A 19,426-nucleotide genomic window follows, 5' to 3' on the forward strand; every position below is an offset into this window, starting at 1 on the left:
GGAGGCGGGCCGGACGTGTGGTTGAGCGATCGCTCAAACTCGGCTAGCCTGACTTTTGAGCGATCGCTCAAAACGACGTCCTGCGGGGTGGGCGGATGGACGGGCGGGACGAGACGCGAGCAGGCCGGCGGAGCCGGGCGAACTGGATCCTCGCCGGCCTGATCGCCGGGGTCGGCGTGGTCGCCTTCGTCTTCACCGTACGGGCCGGCCGGGCCGACAGCGCCCTGCTCTTCGTCGGGCTGCCGATGCTGCTGCTGGTCGGCGGCTTCGAGGGCACCGCGCCCGGGTTCCGGCTCGCGCCGGACCAGTCGGTCGAGACGGTACGGGTGGTCGCGGTCCCGGCCGGTGACCTCGCCGGCCGGCTGGCCGCCGGCCCCCGACCCACCGGGGTCCGGTCCGTTCCACTGCGGATGCTCGGCGTGCCCGTGCCCAGGCACGTACACGGGACCGGGCTGGAGGTCGGCGACCGGTGGACCTTCAGCTACCACGGCACGTCGCACGGGCCCGGTGGTCAGCTGGTCGCCGAGGTCGACTCGGTGACGACGGACCGGATCGGCTTCCGGTTCGTCGAGGACACCTCGATCACCGGGCGGTGGTTGACCTGGCAGCGGGCCGACCTGCACTGGCAGGCCGTCGACGCCGGGCACAGCGAGATCCGGCTGACCGTCGGCTACCAGCGGGGTCTGGACCCCTCCTGGTATTTCGGTCCACTCCAGGACGTCCTGCTGCACGAGGGGACCGGCCACCTGCTCGACATGCTCGACCTGCGATGACGGCGACGGCGACGGCGGTGGCCGGGTGGGCATGACGGCGGCCCGCTACCTGTGCCTGCTGGTTCCCGTGGCGCTGACGCTGGGCGCCGCCCGGGTGGATCGGGCCCGTAATTCCAGGTTCGCCGCACTGCTCGCCTTCGTCGCTGCGGCGGTCGGGATCGCCGGCCTGACCGAACTGGCCCGCCGCACCGGCTGGTACGCGTTCGCCCCGGTCGACGGCGCGCTCCGGGACATGCCGGTCGACCTGTGGCTCGGCTGGGCCCTGCTGTGGGGGCCGCTGCCGGTGCTGCTGCGCCGGACACTGCCGCTGCCGGTGGCGCTCGGCCTGCTCTGCTGGCTCGACGCGGTGGCGATGCCGCAGCTGCGCCCGCTGGTCCAGCTCGGGCCGTCCTGGCTGGTCGGTGAGGTCGTCGGACTGCTCCTGGTGGCGCTGCCCGCCCAGTTGCTCGGCAGGTGGAGCGCCGACCGGCGCCGGCTGGCCGCCCGGGTACTGCTGCAACTGGTCGTCTTCACCGCGCTGGTGCTGTGGCTGCTGCCCACTGTGGTCTTCGAGGTCGGCGACGGCTCGTGGGGGCGGGTCGGCCGCCTGCCGGCGTCCTGGCTGTTCGTGCTGGCCCAGCTCGGCCTGCTGGTGGCCGTACCGGCACTCGCGGCGGTGCGGGAGTTCGCGGTCCGGGGCGGCGGGACGCCGTACCCGTGGGATCCGCCGCGCCGGCTGGTCACCACCGGCCCGTACGCCTACGTCGGCAAACCGATGCAGCTGAGCACCGTCGGACTGCTCCTGCTGCTGGCGTTGGCCGCCGGCAGCGGCTGGCTCGCCGCCGCCGCGCTGGCCACCGTGGCGTTCGGGATCAGCGTGGCCGGCCCGCGCGAGCGGCGGGACCTGGCGAACCGGTACGGGCCGGACTGGCTCCGGTACCGGTCCCAGGTCCGCGAGTGGTTGCCGCGCTGGCGACCGTACCCGTCGGACGGGCCGGCGGCGCTGCTCTGGCTGGAAGACGACTGCGGACCGTGCGCCGCCGTGGGCGGTTTCCTCAACCGGCGCGGACCGCGCGGGCTCCTCCTCCGCCCGGCCGCGGAGCACCCGGCCGGACTGCGCCGGGCCCGGTACGCGGGCGGCGACGGCCACCAGGAACGGGGGGTCGCCGCCGTCGCCCGCGCACTGGAGCACGTCACCCTGGGCTGGGCCTGTCTGGGCTGGTCGCTGCGGTTGCCGGGAGTGGCCTGGCTGGCCCAACTGGTGACCGATGCGATGATCGCACCACCGCACCTGGCCCGGCCGCGAGGAGAGGGATGTCCGACACCAAGCAGCGACTTCTCGACGGTGCCCTCGCCGCCGTCAGCGCACACGGCATCGCCGGGGTCTCCGCCCGGACCATCGCCAGCGCCGCCGGGGTGAACCAGGCGCTGGTCTTCTACCACTTCGGCAGCGTGGACGAACTGCTGGCGGCGGCCTGCACGGTCAACACCGCCGCCCGGGTCCGGGCCTACTCCGCCCGCTTCGCCGAGGTACGCACCCTGCGCGAACTCCTCGACGTCGGCCGTACGCTGCACGAGCGGGAGAAGGAACTCGGGCACGTCTCGGTGCTCGCGCAACTGCTGGCCGGCGCCCAGACCGACCGGCGGCTCGCCGAGTCGGTCGCCGCCGCCCTGCGGCTCTGGGTCGCCGAGATCGAGACCGTGCTCCGCCGGCTGCTCACCGGGTCGCCGTTCGCCGAGGTCGCCGACGTCGGCGGGCTGGCCCGGGCGGTCTCCGGGGCGTTCGTCGGGCTCGAACTCTACGAGGGCGTGGACGAGGCGGGTGCGGACCAGGCGTTCGCCGCGCTCGAACAGCTCGCCCTGCTGGTCGACGTGGTGGACGAGCTGGGTCCGGTACCCCGGCGGGCGCTGAAGGCCACGGTCGAGCGCGCGGCCCGGCGTACCCGGGAGTCCTGACCCGGTCCGGGCGCTGGCGGCTTGGGTCCTGTCCTGCCCCGGACCGGACCGCCCCGGACGGCGCTGGCTGCGGCGGCATGTCCCGAACGCAGACTGTCGAGCTGCCCCGTCCGTGCACCCGCCGGTGGGCGGTGAGGTAGGGCTGGCACTACCTCGCCGGTAGTGCGGTCTGATCGCGGATTGGCCAGTGAGCTGCAATGACCTTGCCGACGGAAGTCGACAGGATCGATGCATGACGACGACAGAGCGATTGCCGAGCAGGAAGTCACGCCCGATCCGGATGGCCGCGATCCTGGTGACGGCCGCCGCCGCGCTGACCGCCACCGGTGTCGGCACCGCCGCTGCCGTGCTGGCCGACGAGCGCCCCGAGGTGACCAGCCCGGCCAGGCCCGGCAATCCCGGCCGGAACGCCGTGATGGAGGACGTCGCCCGCAGCATGATGGCGGCCGGTCCGCCCGGGTTCGCCTCCCGGATCGGCAAGGACCACCGGGTGAGCCGTACCGCCGCCGGGCTCGCGGACATCGCCACCGAGCGGCCGATGGCCCCGCGCGACCAGTTCGAGGCGGGCAGCAACACGAAGACCTTCACGGCCGTCCTCGCCCTGCAACTGGTGGACCGGGGACAGCTCAAGCTGGACGCGCCGGTCGCCCGGTATCTGCCGGGCATCGTCCCGAACGGCCGGAACATCACTGTCCGGATGCTGCTCAACCACACCAGCGGGCTGTACAGCTACACCGCCGACGAGGAGTTCATGGCCGGCGTGGTGAGCGACCCGCAGCGGGTGTGGACCGACCGGGAACTGCTCGCCGTGGCGTTCGAGCACGAGCCGAACTTCCCGCCGGGCAAGGACTGGTCCTACTCCAACACCAACTACACCCTGCTCGGGATGATCCTCGAGAAGCTGACCGGCAAGAGCCTGCCGGTACTGGTGCAGCAGCGCATCGCCGAACCCCTCGGCCTCAGGCACACCTACTACGCCAACCCCCGCGCCGTGCACACCGGACCGGGCTATGCGCACGGCTACGGGGTGCGGCTCGCCGGCCCGGAGCCGGTCTACGTCGACACGGCCAGCTGGCCGATCGGTGGCTGGGGCGGTGCCGCCGGGGCCGTCATCTCGAACACCGACGACCTGTCCCGGTTCTTCTCCGCCGTACTCCAGGGCAAGCTCTTCTCGAAGGCGCAGCTCGAGCAGATGAAGACCACCGTCGAGCTGCCGGAGGGCTTCGGCATGAAGGGTGGCTACGGGCTCGGCCTGATCAGGCTCGACTCGGCCTGCGGCACGGTGTGGGGCCACGGCGGTGACACCCTCGGGCACCACAGCATCGCGCTGGCCACCGCCGACGGCCGGCGTACGGTGGTCAGCGTCGCCAACGCCGAGCCCATCGACGCCGAGCCGAACGCCCGGTGGGACCACTACTACAAGGTGGCGATGGCCGCGACCGACGCGTCCGTCTGCGAGACGCTCGACAAGCCGGTGCCGGATTCGGTGCTGGCGGACCTGCACAGCGCGGCACCCGCCCTGGCCACCACGAAGTAGTTCCGTTCTCGCACCGTCTCGACGCCTCCCGGTGGTCCTCACCGGGAGGCGTCGAGACGTCCACGTCCGAGTGCCGGTCGACGTCGACCGTCCCGCGCTTCGACTGCCCGGCGGGCCGCGCGGCAGCGCCGCTTCTGGCAGCATCCGTCGGATGCGCAGACTGATGGTGCTCCTTCTCGTGGTGGCTGTCGCTGGCTGCGGTGACGGTGAGGCGACCGGGACGGGGGCCACCGAACAGTTCACCCAGGGCGGCGTCAGCATGGAGCCGACGGTCGAGTCCGGCCAGGTTGTCACCGTACGGACAGTCGGCGGCACCTACGAGCCGCGGCGCGGCGATGTCGTCCTGCTCCGCTCCCCGGGCGGTCTCTGGGGTGACCGTGAGGCGCCGCTGCTCAAACGCGTCGTCGCGGTCGGCGGCGAAACCATCGCCTGCTGCGACACCTCGGGCAGGGTGACCGTCGACGGTAAAGCGCTGGCCGAGCCGTACGTGGCCGAGGACGCGTCGCTCGACGAGCCGCCGAACCCGCACTCTTGCGGGTCGCGCCGGTTCGCGGCGGTCACCGTGCCGGCCGACTCCGTCTTCGTCATGGGCGACAGCCGCGCCCGGTCGAACGACTCCCGGTGTGCCGGGCCGGTGCCGGTGTCGTCGGTCTTCGCCGTGATGGCCGACTGACCAGCACGCACCCGACACGGGCAGGGATCTGCCGAGGTGGCCGACGCTGATCCGAGATCTGCCGGTGGGGTTCACGGCAGAGACGAGGAAAGGCGGCGATCATGTCGTTCACAAGCCGGAGTCAGGCTGACTAGCCTGGGACCCGTGAAACTCGGCGTGAACGTACCGAACTTCGGCCCAGGGACCGACCCGGACATGCTGCGGCGGTGGGCGCAGACGATCGAGGGTTTCGGCTTCGACCTGCTGATGGTCTCCGACCACATCGCGGTGACCCCGGACGTTGCCGAGCAGTATCCGGCGCCGTTCTACGAGCCGTTCACCACGCTGTCCTGGCTGGCCGGGGTGACCCACCGGGTCCGGCTGGGCACCACGGTGCTCATCGTCCCGTACCGGCATCCGCTGCTCACCGCCCGGATGGCGGCGAACCTCAACCGGCTCAGCGGTGGCCGGCTCGTCCTCGGCGTCGGTGTCGGCTGGGCCCGGCAGGAGTTCGAGGCGCTCGGCGTGCCGTTCCGGCGGCGCGGTGCGCTGACCGACGAGTACCTCCGGGCGATCCGCGACGCCTGGCGGGACACCGACGACTACGACACGGCGGCGATCCCGATCTGGGTCGGCGGCAACAGCGACGCCGGCATCCGTCGGGCCGTACTGCTCGGTGACGCCTGGCATCCGCTGCGGTTCACGCCCGGGTGGCTGGTCGAGGCGGTCGGGCGGCTGAAGTCCACCGCCGACGAACTGGGCCGCCCGGTGCCCGCGCTGATGCCACGCATCGCGGTGCCGGAGACCCGGGAAGCGGTCACCGACCCGGAACGGCTCGCCGGGGTCGGCACCCTCGACCAGATCATCGCCGATATCGAGCAGATCCGCCTGCTCGGCGCCGATACGGTGTTGCTCGACCCGTTCAACGGCGACCTGGCCGAGATCCGCCGGCCCGAACGCGCCTGGCAGACCCTCGCGGCCCTGGCCGCGTACCAGAAATCCCAGGAGGACCGATGACTTCGGACGACGAGAAGTTCCTCCGCCGTGCGGTGGAACTCGCGAGCCGGGCCGGGGCGGCCGGCGAACGGCCGTTCGGCTCGCTGCTGGTCGGTGCGGACGGTGCGGTCCTGATCGAGGACCACAACACGGTGGTCTCCGACTCGGATATCACCGCCCATCCGGAGCTGAAGCTGGCCCGCTGGGCCGCTCGGGAACTCAGCCCCGAGGTGGCAGCGGCCACCACGATGTTCACCAGCTGCGAGCCCTGCCCGATGTGTGCGACCGCGATCGCCCGGTCCGGCCTCGGCCGGGTGGTGTACGCCCTGTCAGCCGAACAGTTCGAGCAGGTCAAGCCGGCCACCCCGCCGCTTGCGCCGGTGCGGTACGAGGGGCCGGCGCTGTTCGAAGAGGCACGTCAGCCGATCGACAGCTACTACTAGGGCGCACGGAACCACTACCGCGGTCTGGCGGGCGGGGCTTCCCGCTCCCGCTCGGCCGGGCTGCTGCTGGTGTCGTAGGCGTTCTTCGCGGCGACCACGGTCGGCTGGACGTGTTCGGGGTCGACGCCGTGCACGTTGAGCGGTGGATGCAGGCGCCGGACGAGTTCGGCCTCGACGGTCTCCGGCTCCGCGTCCTCGGCCCAGGTGAGGCGCAGGTGCGTGTGCATCCATGCGGTCAGTCGTGTCTCGTCCTCGGGGACCAGGACGACGCGGTCGGTCCAGGTCGTCCGGTAACCCTCGGCCACGAGGAGCCCGGCCAGGGTCCGGCGCAGCGTCGAGCTTCCCGAACGCCGGAGGTGGTTGCGCAGGATCCGGCCCCGCAGGCTGGTCGCCCGACCGAGGTAGAGCAGCCGGAGCGAGGGGACGGTCCCGTTCGGCGGCCCGGGGAGGTCGGGAAGGGTCGAAGGAGCGGCCCACCAGGCGTAGACGCCGCTGCCGCGGCCGAGTCGCCTGACGGCGACGTCGAGTTCGAGTGGCGCGCCGGACAGCAGGCGTAGGGCCTCCGTGACCCGGGCCTCGTCGGTGCGGAGGTCGTCGGTGCGGGGATAGTGGGGTCGCATTTCGGGAGTGTTCATCGGTGCGATGCTAGGCGCCGAGAGGTGCGCGCCGAACGGGCTGGCCATCGTGTCCGACGACCGTAAATGTGTATGTGCGGAGCGTGGAGGCAGCGTCCGGGGTGCCGCCCGGCGTCGACGAAAGCGTAACCTATAGGTTACGCTTTCGGGGTGGACGAGGTGGTGAACGCGATCGCCGATCCGGTGCGGCGGGAGATCCTGCTGATGCTGCGCGACGAGCCGCTCTCGGCCGGGCAGGTCGCCGACCGGTTCGTGATCAGCAGGCCGGCGGTCAGCCGTCACCTGCGGGTGCTGCGCGAGGCCGGGCTGGTGCGCGACACGGTTGACGGACGTCGGCGGGTCTACACGCTGGTCACCGCGCCGCTGGACGAGCTGACCGGGTGGCTGGGTCGGCTGATGCGCCCGTCCGGCTGGCAGCACCGCCTCGACGCACTGGAGACCGAGGTCTACCGCACCCGCCGCGAGCGGCAGACGGCCGCCGACCGGCACCCGGCCACCGAGCGGCGCCCAACCCAGACAACCCAGGCAACCACCGAGCGGCACCCAGCCCAGAAGGAGACCGCATGAGCCCGACACCGACCGGCCGACTGTTCGGAAACGACCTCGTCCTGACCCGCACCTTCCGGGCTCCCGTCGCCGACGTCTGGGCCAGTCTCACCGACCCGGCGCGTACGGCACGCTGGTTCGGCCCCTGGCAGGGCGACGCGGGGCCGGGACGCACCGTCAAGGTCCAGATGGTGCACGAGGAGGGCGAGCCCTGGATGGAGCTGACCATCGACGCGTGCGAGCCGCCGCGCCGGCTGGCGGTTTCCGCCGTGGACGAGCACGGCACCTGGAACCTGGACATGACGCTGGCCGAGGACGCGGGAGTGACCGAGTTGCGGTTCACGCAGCACCTGACCGACACCGGGAGCGTCGGCGACGTCGGACCGGGTTGGGAGTACTACCTGGACGCGCTGGTGGCGTCGCACGAGGGTCGACCGGCGCCGAACTTCGACGACTACTACCCGGCGATGAAAGATTACTTCGAGGCGCAGCGATAGCCGATCCGCCCATTGCCGAAGGCGGGATATCCGGCCGCCCGGGGTCGGTGGTGGCCGTCCGGTGTCGGCTTCTCGACAGTGCCGGACGGTCGCCGCCGGCCGGATCGCCGGTGCGCCTGACACTCTGATCAACAATTGCCTGAGCAGCCGATATTCATCGTACTCGTAACGGGTGAGTCGCCCGGAGCCGCTTATTTGTCGGTCGTTCGTGGGTCTTCGTCCCCACTCGCCGCGCACTATCCTGACCTGTTCGCCGACGGCTACGGAGCGAGTGGGACTCATGGATCCTCGGTACACACGCAAACTGGCGGAGCAGTCCGCCAACTTCGGTTTCCTCCACGCACACCCACTGCTGCTCTGGTATGGCGCGAGTGCCGAATCACTGGTCTATGTGGACGCCCAGGCGGCCATGTTCAAGACCCGGACCTTCGGCGACGTGCTGGCCCGGGACCTGGTACGCCGTACCGGGGCGAATCCGGCGGGCGGGAGCTTCTTCCACCAGGTGCAGGCGCTGAACGCCAGCGGCGCGCTGGTGCCGCACATCTTCGCCGCCTTCAACCGGCTGCGCGACGTCGGAAACAAGGCGGTGCACGACCACCTGGGCGAGGTGCGCAGCGCGTTGGAGCTGCTGCGGACCAGCTTCGAACTCGGCGTGTGGTTCCACCGGGCGCTGACCGGGGACCGTACCCCGATCGGGTTCGTGCCGCCGAGCCCGCCGCCGCAGCAGGTCCCGCAGTCGGTGGTGGACGGGCTGCATGCCGCGCTTCGCCGCTATCAGGAGGAGCTGGCGCAGACCAAGCTGCTGCTGGCCGGCAAGAAGTCGCTCGCCGCCGCCAGGGCGGAGGCGGTCGCGGCGGCGGACCGGGCGGTACGCGAGGCGGACGCCCGCCGGGAGACCACCGTCGACCTGGTCGCCACCCTGGAGGCGCAGGCCGAATACGCGCAGCGGGAGTTCGACGCCCGCAAGCCGGTCCGGGTCTCGGCGGCGAAGCGGGAGGAGTTCATCTCCCGGGCCCGGCGGGCGTCCCGGGAGCCGCTCAACGAGTGGCAGACCCGGCAGGAGATCGACCGCCAGCTCGCGGCGGCCGGCTGGGTCGTCCAGCACGAGAACCAGCTCAACCTCTTCGCCGGGCCGGGGATCGCCGTCCGCGAGGTCACCCTCGCCACCGGCCGGGCCGACTATCTGCTCTACGTCGACCAGAAGCTCGTCGGGGTCGTCGAGGCGAAGCGGGAGGGGACCGCCCCCCGGAACGCCGAGGCACAGTTGGACCGCTACCGGGGCGGGCTGACCGCCGAGCAGCGGATCCGGGCGTGGCGGCGGGACGAGCCGCTGCCGTTCGGCTACCTGGCCACCGGCACCGAGACGGCGTTCGTGAACGGCTTGGACCCGTCCCCGCGTACCCGGGAGGTTTTCGCCTTCCACCGGCCCGAGACGCTGGCGCGGTGGATGCGGGAGGCGGACGACGATCCGGCGGCGCCGACGCTGCGGGCCCGGCTGCGCGCGATGCCGGCGCTCGACGGCGACGGGCTGCGGCCGGCGCAGGTCGACGCGATCCGGGGGCTGGAGCGGTCGTTGTCGCAGGACCGGTCCCGGTCGCTGGTCCAGATGGCGACCGGCGCCGGCAAGACGTTCACCGCCGTGACCGGCAGCTACCGGCTGTTCAGGCACGCGCGGGCCAACCGGATCCTGTTCCTGGTCGACCGCAACAACCTCGGCAAGCAGACCCTCCGGGAGTACGCCGCCTACCAGACGCCGGGGGACGGGCGGAAGTTCACCGAGTTGTACAACGTCGATCGGCTCTCCGGGGCGGGCATGCTCGGCTCGTCGAAGGTCGTCATCTCCACCATCCAGCGCCTCTACGGGGCGTTGCGCGGCAGCGAGCTGCCGGACGTCGACACCGACGACCAGGCGTACGACGACTACGAGCTGGACGAGCCGGCCGAGGTCGGCTACAACCCGGAGATCCCGCCGGAGACGTTCGACCTGATCGTGGTGGACGAGTGCCACCGCTCGATCTACGGCAAGTGGCGGGCGGTGCTCGAATACTTCGACGCGTTCACGGTCGGCCTGACCGCGACGCCGGTGAAGCAGACATTGGGCTTCTTCCAGCAGAACCTCGTCTCGGAATACACCTACGAGCAGGCGGTCGCGGACGGCGTCAACGTCGACTTCGACGTGTACCGGATCAAGACGCAGATCACCGAGTCCGGGGAGCGGATCGAGGCCGGCACGGTGGTGCCGCTGCGGGACCGGCGGACCCGGTCCGAGCGCTACCAGGAGCTGGAGGACGATTTCGCGTACGAGGGCGGCCAGGTCGGGCGGTCGGTCATCTCCCGGGGGCAGCTCCGGCTGGTGCTGGAGACGTTCCGGGACCGGCTGTTCGGCGAGATCTTCCCGGGGCGGTCGAAGGTGCCGAAGACGCTCATCTTCGCGCGGGACGACAACCACGCCGAGGAGATCGTCAAAATGGTCCGCGAGGTCTTCGCCCGGGGCAACGACTTCGCGCAGAAGATCACCTATGCCTCGCGGCGGGAGGGGAACAACCCCGACGACCTGATCCAGGCGTTCCGGAACAGCCCCGAGCTGCGGATCGCCGTCACCGTCGACATGATCGCCACCGGCACCGACGTACGCCCGCTGGAGTGCGTCTTCTTCCTCCGCCCGGTGCGCAGCGCCACCTACTTCGAGCAGATGAAGGGGCGGGGCGCCCGGACCATCGACCCGGCCGAGTTCCAGGCGGTGACCGAGGACGCCGAGGTGAAGGACCGGTTCGTTCTCGTCGACGCGGTCGGGGTGACCGAGGCCGACCTGGACGAGGCGGTGCCCCTGGAACGGCACACCGAACGGCAGGTGTCGCTGAGCCAGCTGCTCGGCAAGGCGGGCCGGCTCAGAGCCACCCCGGACGAGGTGGCCACCCTCGTCTCCCGGCTCTCCCGGCTGGGCCAGCAGCTCACCGAGGAGGAGAAGCGCGAGCTTGACGAGCTGGCCGGCCAGCCGATGAACGAGATCGTGCGCGGCCTGGTCGACGCGGTCGCGCCGGAACAGTTGAACGCCGCCCGGGAGGCCGGCCCGGAGGCGGTACGCGGGCTGATGGCGACCGCGCTGCGCCCGCTGGCCGCCAAGCCCGAGCTGCGGGACCGGATCATGGAAATCCGGCGGGCGCACGACATCGTCATCGACGAGGGCAACCTCGACACGCTGCTGGAGGCGCGCGGGGTGCCGCTGGAGGAGCGGGCCCAGGTCACCGTGCGGAGCTGGCACGACTATCTGGAGACGCACCGGGACGAGATAACCGCGTTACAGGTGTTCTACGAGGGGAAGGGGCGGGTCGGGTTCGACCAGCTCAAGGAGTTGGCGGCCCGGATCGCCCGGCCACCGCAGGCATGGACCCCGGACTCGCTCTGGCAGGCGTACGTGCTGCTGGGGCGTACGGCGGCGGAGCCGGGCAACCGGGGCGTCACCGACCTGATCTCGCTGGTCAGGTATGAGTTGGGGATCGACGAGGAGCTGAAGCCGTACCGGTCGTTGGTCGAGGAGCGGTTCCGAGGGTGGCTGCACCAGCAGAAGCAGGGCGGCGCTACGTTCACAGCCGACCAGGAGTGGTGGCTGGAGAGGATCAAGGACGTGATAGCGGTGAGCGTGGAACTCCGGCCGGAGGACCTGGACGGGGCTCCGTTCACGGAGCGGGGCGGGGTGGATGGCTACGTGAACGCCTTCGGCACCCGAGCCGCCCCCCTGATCACCGAGCTGAACCAGGAGTTGTCCGCTTGAGCGCTCCGTTCGAAATCCCTCCATCCTGGGAGTGGACGACCCTCGGTGAGATTGCCGATGTTGTCGGAGGTGTAACCAAAGACAGCAAGCGGCAGTCCGATCCGAGCTTCGTCGAAGTTCCTTACCTCAGAGTTGCCAACGTGCAGCGAGGCTATCTTGACCTCTCCAATGTGGCTACGATTCGGGTGTCGGAGGAGAAGGCTCGGAGCCTTCGACTTCTTGCGGGCGACGTGCTCTTGAACGAAGGTGGCGACCGCGACAAGCTGGGGCGTGGCTGGATCTGGGAGGACCAGATTCCAGGCTGTATCCACCAGAATCATGTGTTTCGGGCTCGCGTTCGAGGTGGTGTCCTCCATCCGAAGATTTTGGCGTGGCATGCTAATGAATTCGGTCAACATTGGTTCCAGCGAAATGGCCTTCAAAGCGTCAATCTTGCCTCGATTAGTCTATCGAAGATCAAAAACTTCCCGGTTCCAGTTCCTCCACTCGCCGAGCAGTGCCGCATCGTATCTGTTCTTGAAGATCATTTATCGGTTGTTGATTCGGGGGTTGCGCAGTTATCTGCGCTTACTGGCCGCGTCAGCCGATTTCGTGACCAAGTTATGCTCGCTGCGAGTACTGGTCAGCTCAGCCTTCGCTCCGATCGCGTGGCGGGCACTCGTCTCGACCCAGCTGGTGTTGATGACGGTAAGCTGCCACCTCTTCCTAAAGCATGGAAATGGATGCGACTGCGGGAAATTGCTGATGTTGTGGGTGGAGTTACGAAGGACGGTAAGCGACAATCTGATCCGAGCTTCGTCGAGGTTCCGTACCTCCGGGTTGCAAACGTGCAACGGGCGTATCTGGACCTTACTGACGTGGCGCATATCCGGGTTGCGCCGCAAAAGGCTCAACAGTTGCGGCTTCGGCAAGGGGACGTACTTCTCAATGAGGGTGGCGATCGGGACAAACTTGGTCGGGGATGGATTTGGGAGGATCAGGTGCCCGATTGCATCCATCAGAATCACGTATTCCGTGCCCGAATCTCCGAGGGTGTCCTGCATCCCAAGTTGCTAGCGTGGCACGCGAACGGCTTCGGGCGACGATGGTTCGAGGTTAACGGGCTCCAGAGCGTCAATCTCGCCTCGATTAGTCTGCGTAAGATGAAAGAGTTCCCCGTCCCTGTGCCGCCGTTAGCCGAGCAGGCGCACCTGGTTGAATTGGCAGAGAAATACCTGTCGTTGTTGGACGGAATGGAAAAGGCTATCGAGTCCGCCCGTCGCAAGGCTGTCGGGCTACGCACTGCACTGCTGGCGACAGCGTTCGCCGGTCGGCTCGTGCCGCAGGACCCGAACGACGAGCCGGCGTCGGAGTTGTTGGCGCGGATCAGGGCGGAGCGGGCGGCTGTACCGCCGAAGCAGCGGGCGGCGCGTGGACGTCGTACCCAGAAGGACAAGCCGGCGCCGCCGACCAGGGTGATCGGTCGTGACTACCAGCAGGGAGAGCTGCCGCTGTGAGTAATGTGGATTCGCGCCGGCTGGTGCAGAAGCTCTGGAACTACTGCGACGTGCTGCGCGACGACGGAGTTTCCACAATCGACTATGTCGAGCAGTTGACCTTCCTGCTGTTCCTCAAGATGGCCGACGAGCGGGCGAATCGGCCGCTCAGGTCGGAGAAGATCGTTCCCGACGAGCTGAGCTGGCAGACGTTGCTGGACAGTGACGGTGAGGAACTGGAAGCGCAGTACCGGAGGATTCTGACCGGGCTGGCGCACGAGCCTGGCACGCTCGGCACGATCTTCCGCAAGGCGCAGAACAAGATCCAGGATCCGGCGAAGCTGAAGCGGCTGGTCGTGGACCTGATCGACAAGGAGAAGTGGTCGCAGGCGGGTGTCGACGTCAAGGGCGACGCCTACGAGGAACTGCTGGCCAAGGGTGCCGAGGACACCAAGTCCGGGGCCGGGCAGTACTTCACCCCGCGTGCCCTGACCGCCGCGATGGTCGACTGCATGTTGCCGACCCCGGACGACACGATCACCGACCCCGCCTGCGGCACCGGCGGCTTCCTGCTCGCCGCGTACGAGCACATCATGCGCAACCACGGTGCCACGCTGACCCCCGACCAGCGACGTCGGCTCGCCCACGGCGCGATCGGCGGCACCGAACTGGTCGACGGCACCGCCCGGCTGGCTGCGATGAACATGCTGCTGCACGGCATCGGCACGCCCAACGGCCCGTCGCTGATCGAGGTGCGGGACGCCCTTGGCAAGAAGCCGGAGCGGCGGGCCAGTCTGGTCCTGGCCAACCCGCCGTTCGGGCGCAGCTCCTCGATCCGGATGGTTGGCGAGGACGGCCGGGCGACCCGCGAAGAGCGGGAGATCGAACGCGACGACTTCTGGGCCACGACCGCCAACAAGCAGCTCAACTTCGTCCAGCACATCGCGTCGCTGCTGGAGATCGACGGCCGCGCCGCCGTGGTGCTGCCGGACAACGTGCTCTTCGAGGGCGGCGCGGGTGAGGTGATCCGGCGCCGGCTGCTCAAGCAGTACGACCTGCACACGCTGCTCCGGCTGCCCACCGGGATCTTCTACGCCGGCGGGGTCAAGGCCAACGTGCTCTTCTTCGAGCGCAAGCGCGCCCGTGAGGAACCATGGACGACGAAGCTTTGGGTCTACGACTTCCGCACCAACCAGCACTTCACGCTCAAGCAGAACCCGCTGCGCCGGGAGCACCTGCAAGACTTCGTCGACTGTTACCTGCCCGGCAAGGACCGCGCCGAACGGGTCGAGACCGAGCGGTTCCGGCCCTTCGACTACGACGAGTTGATTGCCCGGGACAAGGTCAACCTCGACATCACCTGGCTCAAGGACGCCTCGCTGGAGGACGCCGACGCGCTGTTGCCTCCCGAGGTGATCGCCCAGGAGATCGTGGAGGACCTGGAGGCCGCGCTGCGCGAGTTCAGTGCCATCGCCGAGGCGTTGTCGTCGCGTACGACGACAACTACGGTCGAAGGGGCCATGCCGGAGGAGTCGAGGTAGGCCCGCGTACCGGAGGAACCCGACCTGCCCAACAGTCGTCGCTGGCCAATTCTCACGGCATCACGTCTGTGATCAGGTAGCGTTCGGCCGGTTCTGGCCGGCCGAACGCTACCTGATCATGCGAGTGCTCGCCGAGCGGCCGACGTGCGTGACGGGGAGCAGGACGATGGTCGCACTAAGCAACTGTGAGGTGTACCGTCCGAAGCGGTGGTCCGGGGGGTAAGGCCCGGAGCGCCATTAGCCCAGCCGTAACCTGGGAGTACGTCATGCCGCACACGCCGATCGTTGACCCGCGATTCCCGGCGCGCCTGCGCGAACTACGTACCGCTCGCGACCTGTCTCTGCGAGACCTCGCCCGCCGCGCCTACTACAGCAAGAGCCAGTTGCACGACCTTGAGACGGCCAGGGCCAAGCCGACCCTCGAAGCCGCCTGGCGACTGGACGATGCCCTTCAAGCGGAAGGGACGCTCGCCGCGCTCGTGGTCGAAGCACCGGCCGTGACCACTCCAGACGACGATCAACGGCTCGCGTACGTGGCCGCACGCCCGTCACGGTTGGACGCCGCCACCGTGCGAACACTCGCCGACACGTTGGCCGCCCAGCGCCGGCTTGACGATGCGTTGCCCGCCCCGGCGATGCTGCCGTGGTCCGTGCCGCAGTGGCGCACCGTGCAGAGCCTCGCCGTGCAGGCCCGTGGCCCGCACACGGCCGAACTGTACGAGGTCGTCGCCGAGTGGACCCAGTTCATCGGCTGGCTGTACGCCGAGGGGCGCCGCGACGCGGAGGCGACGCGAGTGCTGATCGAGGCTGCGGACGAGGCCGACGCGGTCGACAGCGGCCCGCTCGCGGCGCAGGTCGAGAACTTCCGTGGCTACGTCGAGCGCCAGCGTGGCAACCCGCGCGGGATCGTCCGGCACTTCCTCTCGGCGTACCACACCCCTGGGGCGTACGCCCTTCAGCGCGTCGGGGACGCGGTGCAGGCCGCACACGGATACGCGCTGATCGGTGACCGTGCCGCCGCCCTGCAACTGCTCGGCGAGGCCAGCGACCTGACGACGGCGGCCGAATCGGAGACGCCGCCGGCCCTCGCGTATTGGCTGACGCCGACGTTCTCCCGGATGGGTCTCGGGTTGGCGTATCTGGCTCTCGGCGACAGTGTGTCGGCGGCAGACAACCTCCGTGCTGGACTGAACGGATTGCCGGACGATCAGCGGGATGCCGAGTGGACCCTGGAGTACCGGGAAGCTCTCTCCATCGCTGGCTGACGGCCTGTCCGGATCACCGGACATGGGCCACCGGACAGGCAACGGACGCCCACTGTCTGGATCTCACCGTGCCTTCCGGGTGACGCTGCGTGTGGGGACGTCGTCCGGGTCATGTGGCTCCGAGGGCCTGGTTGGTGTTCCTGGTCGGTCCGGGATGCCGTCCCCCGACATCTCGGACCGGCCTCGATGATTCGCCCACTGAGCGGCGCTCCGTGAGCTGTGCTCCGGGGCGTCGTGGCGTACCTGGAGGTCACGACGTGCTGAGGACCGTACGAAGCTTGTTCCGGCGCCGCCGTCGGGTGCGGGACTACCGCTGGGACGGCCGGCGCTGGCTGCGGGTGGCGGGGCCATGCCGGTGACCCGGCCGCCGCACATTCCGCCGCCGGAGATTCCGGACCTGCCGGTCGACACCCGGATCCGGTTCGAGTCGGGCGAGTGGTCGCACCACCGCCGGGGCGCCGACGTCGAGGGGTACGTCGACATCCGGATCGTCCGGGTCGACAAGGGCATCACCCGCTCCGACGGCGGCCACCTCTGGGTCTGGATTCGTGGCCATGATCCGTTGTGCTGCCATTGGGAGTCCGTGCCGCCACACAAGCCGTGTATGGAGCTGATGGCTCGGGTGGACGTGCTGGCGAGGCATGCCGGGTAGTCCCCGGCCCGGGGATCTGCTGCGGATCGACGGTCGGGCGTCGGTGCAGTTCGCCGGGGAGCGGGCGCTGGTGTTCCGGGTGCTGTCGGTGGATCCGAGGCCGACGTACCACGGTTGGGTCTGGCTTTCCGGGTATGTGCTCGACCGGCGCGGCGATGCGGTCGACAAGCGCGAGGTGTTCGTCCATCTCGCCGGGCTGCGGCGCCTGGTCCCGCGCCGGCCGGCCCGGCGGCTCAGGCCGGACTGAACTGGATGAGGACTGACGCGGTCGGCAGCTCGTCCGGGGCGGGTGGCGCCTCGTTGCGCCAGGCCAGCCGTACGCTCCATCGGCGGCCCGGGGGAAGGCGGTAGGCGTCGGCGATGCCGCCGGCCGTGCCGCTGGAGAACCCGAGGATGCCCGACTCGAACGCCACCTCGAGGACGTCGCTGCGGTCCCAGCCGGTCGGGTCGAAGTCGGCGGGCCCGTCCCACGTCTCCAGCCGGGTGTCGCTGCCCAGCACCACGGCGTCGTCGATGTTCTCGACCAGCACGTAGCCCGGCGTGGAGCTGACCCAGTGACCGAGCTCGTGTGGCGGGGGTGGCACGTTGCGCCGGTCGTTGCTGTCGTCGATGATGGCAAACAGTCGATAGTCGACATCGACGTACAGCTCGGTGTGCTCGATCAGCGCCGCCATGCCGACCCCCGCTCGGTCGCTCACGAGGGTAGCCATCTCCCGCCGACCGTGAGTGTCCGCTTCCTTTCTCACAGCCGGCCGCCGATGACGAGCCTGCGGATGTCGAGACCACCCTGCCTCCCTCTGCTGAGGGAGCCGAACCCGGCTGCGGCGGGAGGCGTCGTCGGACCCGCCTCGCGATGGTACTGGTATGTCTGTTCTCAGGAGTTCGCGCTGGGCGTACGGCGCCTTGGCATGGTTGATCTTCTTTGTGCTGTCCCACGTGGTCCTGGTGCTGTTTCCCGGTGACGATCCGACCGGTGACGGCCCCTGGGGCATGACGGCTTACGTCGTCTACAACGTCGTACTCATCGTCATGTCGGCCGTTGGGGCAGCCGTTGTGGTGGCTACAGCCCGCCCGCCGGCTCGCCTTCTCCCTCGGTGGGTGCTGCTGACGCCACTGTGGATCGGGAGCGTGTTGCTCGTCGTCAGGGGCGTCCCGGGCATGGCCGAGAACCTGTTGATGGTCACGGGTATCCGTCGCGGCGGCTTCGTGGGGACGCAGGACATCTCGGTGGGCGAGTTCTGGGCGGGCATCGGGATCAACACCTACTTTTTCACCGGGGCGGTGTTGCTGGTTGCGACTACCGTTTCCTACGCTCGCCGATCCCGGGAAGGCTGGCAACAAAGATCAGCGGCTCCGTCTCGGTGAGTCGACCTCATCTGCCGCCCGGCAACCACAGCAGACCTGGGAGTGACCGTGGATCAGTCGTACGACGCTGTGGCCGCATGGCGGGCCGCCGGCGAGGCCCGTGACGCCGCCGGAGCGGTCGCCGCCCTCAGCCCTGACGTCACTCTCGTTTCGCCGATCACCGAGCGGTTCACCTTCCAGGGCCACCGGCAGATACGTACCCTGCTCGAAGTGGCCCTGGCCGCAATCGACGACCTCACCTACACCGACCAGGTCGCCGACGGCCGTACCGTGGCGCTCTTCTACGAGGCGCAGCTCGGCACGACGCGGCTCTACGAGGCCCAGCGGCTGCGCCTGGGCGTTGACGGCCTGATCAACGAGATCACCCTCTATGTCCGGCCTCTGCCGGCGCTCACTCTGCTGATGACCCGCCTCGGGCCCGAGCTGGCCCGGCGCAACGGACAGTCCGGCCTGGCCCGGCTGATCCCGCTCGCCAGCGGGACGATGCACTCGATGGCCGCCACCGGGGAACAGCGGATCATGCCGAGGGTGGCGCCCCGCTAGCGGCTGCGACCCGGTCGGCGAGGAACCGGGCCGTGGCGTCGACGACGTCGTCGAAGTGCCCGCTGTCGCCGGGGTAGTGGAACCCGTGCTCGGCATGCTCGTATTCGAGCAGCGTGCAGTAATTACCGGCCCGCACCATCGCGTCCCGGAACCGCCGCACGTGGTCGATCGGCTCAACATCGTCGTCGGTGCCGTGGTGGATCAGCATCGGCGGATTTCCCGGCCGCACGAACTCGACAAGCGAGTAGTCGCTCGCCCGTCCCGCAGCGATGCCGGCCGCCTGTTCGATGGAGCGCCGGAGTTCCGGTGCGAAGGCGAGCAGATCCAGGCCCGCCGGGTTGAGGGCCACGACGGCAGCGACGCCGGGCTCGGGCGCCGTTGCCGGGTCACCAGGGGAGATCATCGCGGCGACCAGAGCGAGATGGGCACCGGCCGAGCTGCCGCCCGAGGCCAGACAGGACGCCGCGAGCCCGCGTGACGCGGCCAGCCTCCCGAAGCGTCCGACCGCCCGCCGGACGTCGGCGACGCAGTCGTCGATGCTTCCGGCACCCTGACCGAGCAGCCGATATCCGGCAGACACGGCGAAGATCCCGCGCGACGCCAGTTGCCGGCAGTGCGGGGCCAGCCCGTCGGCCGAGCCGGTGCGCAGGGCACCGCCGTGGAACAGGACGATCCCGGCCGTGCTCCGGGTGCCCTCGGCCGGCTCGAAGAGCAGCAGGGGCAGCTCGCTGCCGTCGGCTGCCTCGTAGACCGTCGAAGACTCGCGACAGGCGGCCTTGGACGTCATCCGTTCACCACG

At 69.6% G+C, this 19,426-nt stretch carries 20 protein-coding genes; 17 read left to right on the forward strand and 3 right to left on the reverse strand.

Annotation, left to right across the window (positions count from 1 at the left end; all coding sequences use genetic code 11):
* Positions 1–95 precede the first annotated feature (95 nt).
* The 7 genes from O7626_RS37495 to O7626_RS37525 all read left to right on the forward strand — a co-directional run bounded on the left by O7626_RS37495 (position 96) and on the right by O7626_RS37525 (position 6,336).
* Positions 96–773, forward strand: a complete 678-nt coding sequence (locus O7626_RS37495) for a hypothetical protein (protein WP_278065670.1) — start codon at positions 96–98, stop codon at positions 771–773.
* 31 nt (positions 774–804) lie between these two features.
* Positions 805–2,172, forward strand: a complete 1,368-nt coding sequence (locus tag O7626_RS37500; protein ID WP_278066497.1) for a methyltransferase — start codon at positions 805–807, stop codon at positions 2,170–2,172.
* Positions 2,067–2,708: a TetR/AcrR family transcriptional regulator gene (locus O7626_RS37505; RefSeq protein ID WP_278065671.1), complete on the forward strand. Its 642-nt coding sequence runs from the start codon at positions 2,067–2,069 to the stop codon at positions 2,706–2,708. Before O7626_RS37500 ends, O7626_RS37505 begins: the two co-directional genes overlap by 106 nt.
* A gap of 232 nt (positions 2,709–2,940) precedes the next feature.
* Positions 2,941–4,245 carry a serine hydrolase domain-containing protein gene (locus tag O7626_RS37510; RefSeq protein ID WP_278065672.1) on the forward strand — a complete coding sequence of 435 codons (1,305 nt, stop codon included), beginning with the start codon at positions 2,941–2,943 and terminating at the stop codon, positions 4,243–4,245.
* A 151-nt stretch (positions 4,246–4,396) separates the two neighbouring features.
* A complete protein-coding gene (gene lepB / locus O7626_RS37515) occupies positions 4,397–4,918 on the forward strand; it encodes a signal peptidase I (protein ID WP_278065673.1) in 522 nt (173 codons plus the stop codon).
* Between the two features lie 144 nt (positions 4,919–5,062).
* Complete coding sequence (locus O7626_RS37520) at positions 5,063–5,914, forward strand: LLM class flavin-dependent oxidoreductase (RefSeq protein ID WP_278065674.1); 852 nt, start codon at positions 5,063–5,065, stop codon at positions 5,912–5,914.
* Positions 5,911–6,336, forward strand: coding sequence for a nucleoside deaminase (locus tag O7626_RS37525; RefSeq protein WP_278065675.1), 426 nt, complete (start codon positions 5,911–5,913; stop codon positions 6,334–6,336). The genes O7626_RS37520 and O7626_RS37525 overlap by 4 nt, the downstream gene beginning before the upstream one ends.
* Before the next feature lie 14 nt (positions 6,337–6,350).
* Here the strand turns inward: O7626_RS37525 and O7626_RS37530 are convergent, their stop codons facing one another.
* Positions 6,351–6,971 (reverse strand): GIY-YIG nuclease family protein, encoded by a 621-nt coding sequence (locus O7626_RS37530; protein WP_278065676.1) that lies wholly within the window; start codon positions 6,969–6,971, stop codon positions 6,351–6,353.
* A gap of 150 nt (positions 6,972–7,121) precedes the next feature.
* Here O7626_RS37530 and O7626_RS37535 point away from each other — a divergent pair, with 150 nt between their 5' ends.
* The 8 genes from O7626_RS37535 (at position 7,122) to O7626_RS37570 (ending at position 16,966) form a co-directional block, all read left to right on the forward strand.
* Complete coding sequence (locus tag O7626_RS37535) at positions 7,122–7,538, forward strand: metalloregulator ArsR/SmtB family transcription factor (protein WP_278065677.1); 417 nt, start codon at positions 7,122–7,124, stop codon at positions 7,536–7,538.
* Entirely contained in the window at positions 7,535–8,014 is a 480-nt protein-coding gene (locus tag O7626_RS37540) for an SRPBCC family protein (protein ID WP_278065678.1), read from the forward strand. Before O7626_RS37535 ends, O7626_RS37540 begins: the two co-directional genes overlap by 4 nt.
* A gap of 280 nt (positions 8,015–8,294) precedes the next feature.
* Positions 8,295–11,786 (forward strand): DEAD/DEAH box helicase family protein, encoded by a 3,492-nt coding sequence (locus O7626_RS37545; RefSeq protein WP_278065679.1) that lies wholly within the window; start codon positions 8,295–8,297, stop codon positions 11,784–11,786.
* On the forward strand, positions 11,783–13,282 hold the full coding sequence (locus O7626_RS37550; protein WP_278065680.1) for a restriction endonuclease subunit S: 1,500 nt from the start codon (positions 11,783–11,785) through the stop codon (positions 13,280–13,282). The genes O7626_RS37545 and O7626_RS37550 overlap by 4 nt, the downstream gene beginning before the upstream one ends.
* Positions 13,279–14,802: a class I SAM-dependent DNA methyltransferase gene (locus O7626_RS37555; protein WP_278065681.1), complete on the forward strand. Its 1,524-nt coding sequence runs from the start codon at positions 13,279–13,281 to the stop codon at positions 14,800–14,802. The genes O7626_RS37550 and O7626_RS37555 overlap by 4 nt, the downstream gene beginning before the upstream one ends.
* Before the next feature lie 266 nt (positions 14,803–15,068).
* Positions 15,069–16,067: a helix-turn-helix transcriptional regulator gene (locus tag O7626_RS37560; protein WP_278065682.1), complete on the forward strand. Its 999-nt coding sequence runs from the start codon at positions 15,069–15,071 to the stop codon at positions 16,065–16,067.
* Between the two features lie 349 nt (positions 16,068–16,416).
* A complete protein-coding gene (locus tag O7626_RS37565; RefSeq protein WP_278065683.1) occupies positions 16,417–16,719 on the forward strand; it encodes a hypothetical protein in 303 nt (100 codons plus the stop codon).
* Entirely contained in the window at positions 16,709–16,966 is a 258-nt protein-coding gene (locus tag O7626_RS37570; protein WP_278065684.1) for a hypothetical protein, read from the forward strand. The genes O7626_RS37565 and O7626_RS37570 overlap by 11 nt, the downstream gene beginning before the upstream one ends.
* Here the strand turns inward: O7626_RS37570 and O7626_RS37575 are convergent.
* Entirely contained in the window at positions 16,953–17,417 is a 465-nt protein-coding gene (locus O7626_RS37575) for a hypothetical protein (RefSeq protein WP_278065685.1), read from the reverse strand. The genes O7626_RS37570 and O7626_RS37575 overlap by 14 nt on opposite strands.
* Before the next feature lie 166 nt (positions 17,418–17,583).
* On the opposite strand from O7626_RS37575, the gene O7626_RS37580 reads away from it, so the two are divergent.
* Together O7626_RS37580 and O7626_RS37585 are read left to right on the forward strand one after the other, a co-directional pair.
* Entirely contained in the window at positions 17,584–18,084 is a 501-nt protein-coding gene (locus tag O7626_RS37580; protein WP_278065686.1) for a hypothetical protein, read from the forward strand.
* 48 nt (positions 18,085–18,132) lie between these two features.
* Entirely contained in the window at positions 18,133–18,627 is a 495-nt protein-coding gene (locus O7626_RS37585) for a nuclear transport factor 2 family protein (RefSeq protein WP_278065687.1), read from the forward strand.
* On the opposite strand, the gene O7626_RS37590 is transcribed toward O7626_RS37585, so the two are convergent.
* A complete protein-coding gene (locus tag O7626_RS37590; RefSeq protein ID WP_278065688.1) occupies positions 18,602–19,414 on the reverse strand; it encodes an alpha/beta hydrolase in 813 nt (270 codons plus the stop codon). The two genes, O7626_RS37585 and O7626_RS37590, sit on opposite strands and share 26 nt — an antisense overlap.
* Between the last annotated feature and the right edge of the window lie 12 nt (positions 19,415–19,426).

The sequence above is a fragment of the Micromonospora sp. WMMD1102 genome (assembly GCF_029626265.1).
Classification (GTDB): domain Bacteria; phylum Actinomycetota; class Actinomycetes; order Mycobacteriales; family Micromonosporaceae; genus Plantactinospora.

Bases quoted from the DNA above. Each gene is read 5' to 3' on its own strand.
- O7626_RS37500 (WP_278066497.1), top strand. From the start codon at position 805: ATGACGGCGGCCCGCTACCTGTGCCTGCTGGTTCCCGTGGCGCTGACG.
- O7626_RS37525 (WP_278065675.1), top strand. From the start codon at position 5,911: ATGACTTCGGACGACGAGAAGTTCCTCCGCCGTGCGGTGGAACTCGCG.
- O7626_RS37565 (WP_278065683.1), top strand. From the start codon at position 16,417: ATGCCGGTGACCCGGCCGCCGCACATTCCGCCGCCGGAGATTCCGGAC.
- O7626_RS37510 (WP_278065672.1), top strand. From the start codon at position 2,941: ATGACGACGACAGAGCGATTGCCGAGCAGGAAGTCACGCCCGATCCGG.
- O7626_RS37495 (WP_278065670.1), top strand. From the start codon at position 96: ATGGACGGGCGGGACGAGACGCGAGCAGGCCGGCGGAGCCGGGCGAAC.
- O7626_RS37505 (WP_278065671.1), top strand. From the start codon at position 2,067: ATGTCCGACACCAAGCAGCGACTTCTCGACGGTGCCCTCGCCGCCGTC.
- O7626_RS37530 (WP_278065676.1), bottom strand. From the start codon at position 6,971: ATGAACACTCCCGAAATGCGACCCCACTATCCCCGCACCGACGACCTC.
- O7626_RS37570 (WP_278065684.1), top strand. From the start codon at position 16,709: ATGCCGGGTAGTCCCCGGCCCGGGGATCTGCTGCGGATCGACGGTCGG.
- O7626_RS37545 (WP_278065679.1), top strand. From the start codon at position 8,295: ATGGATCCTCGGTACACACGCAAACTGGCGGAGCAGTCCGCCAACTTC.
- lepB (WP_278065673.1), top strand. From the start codon at position 4,397: ATGCGCAGACTGATGGTGCTCCTTCTCGTGGTGGCTGTCGCTGGCTGC.
- O7626_RS37540 (WP_278065678.1), top strand. From the start codon at position 7,535: ATGAGCCCGACACCGACCGGCCGACTGTTCGGAAACGACCTCGTCCTG.
- O7626_RS37590 (WP_278065688.1), bottom strand. From the start codon at position 19,414: ATGACGTCCAAGGCCGCCTGTCGCGAGTCTTCGACGGTCTACGAGGCA.
- O7626_RS37560 (WP_278065682.1), top strand. From the start codon at position 15,069: ATGCCGCACACGCCGATCGTTGACCCGCGATTCCCGGCGCGCCTGCGC.
- O7626_RS37580 (WP_278065686.1), top strand. From the start codon at position 17,584: ATGTCTGTTCTCAGGAGTTCGCGCTGGGCGTACGGCGCCTTGGCATGG.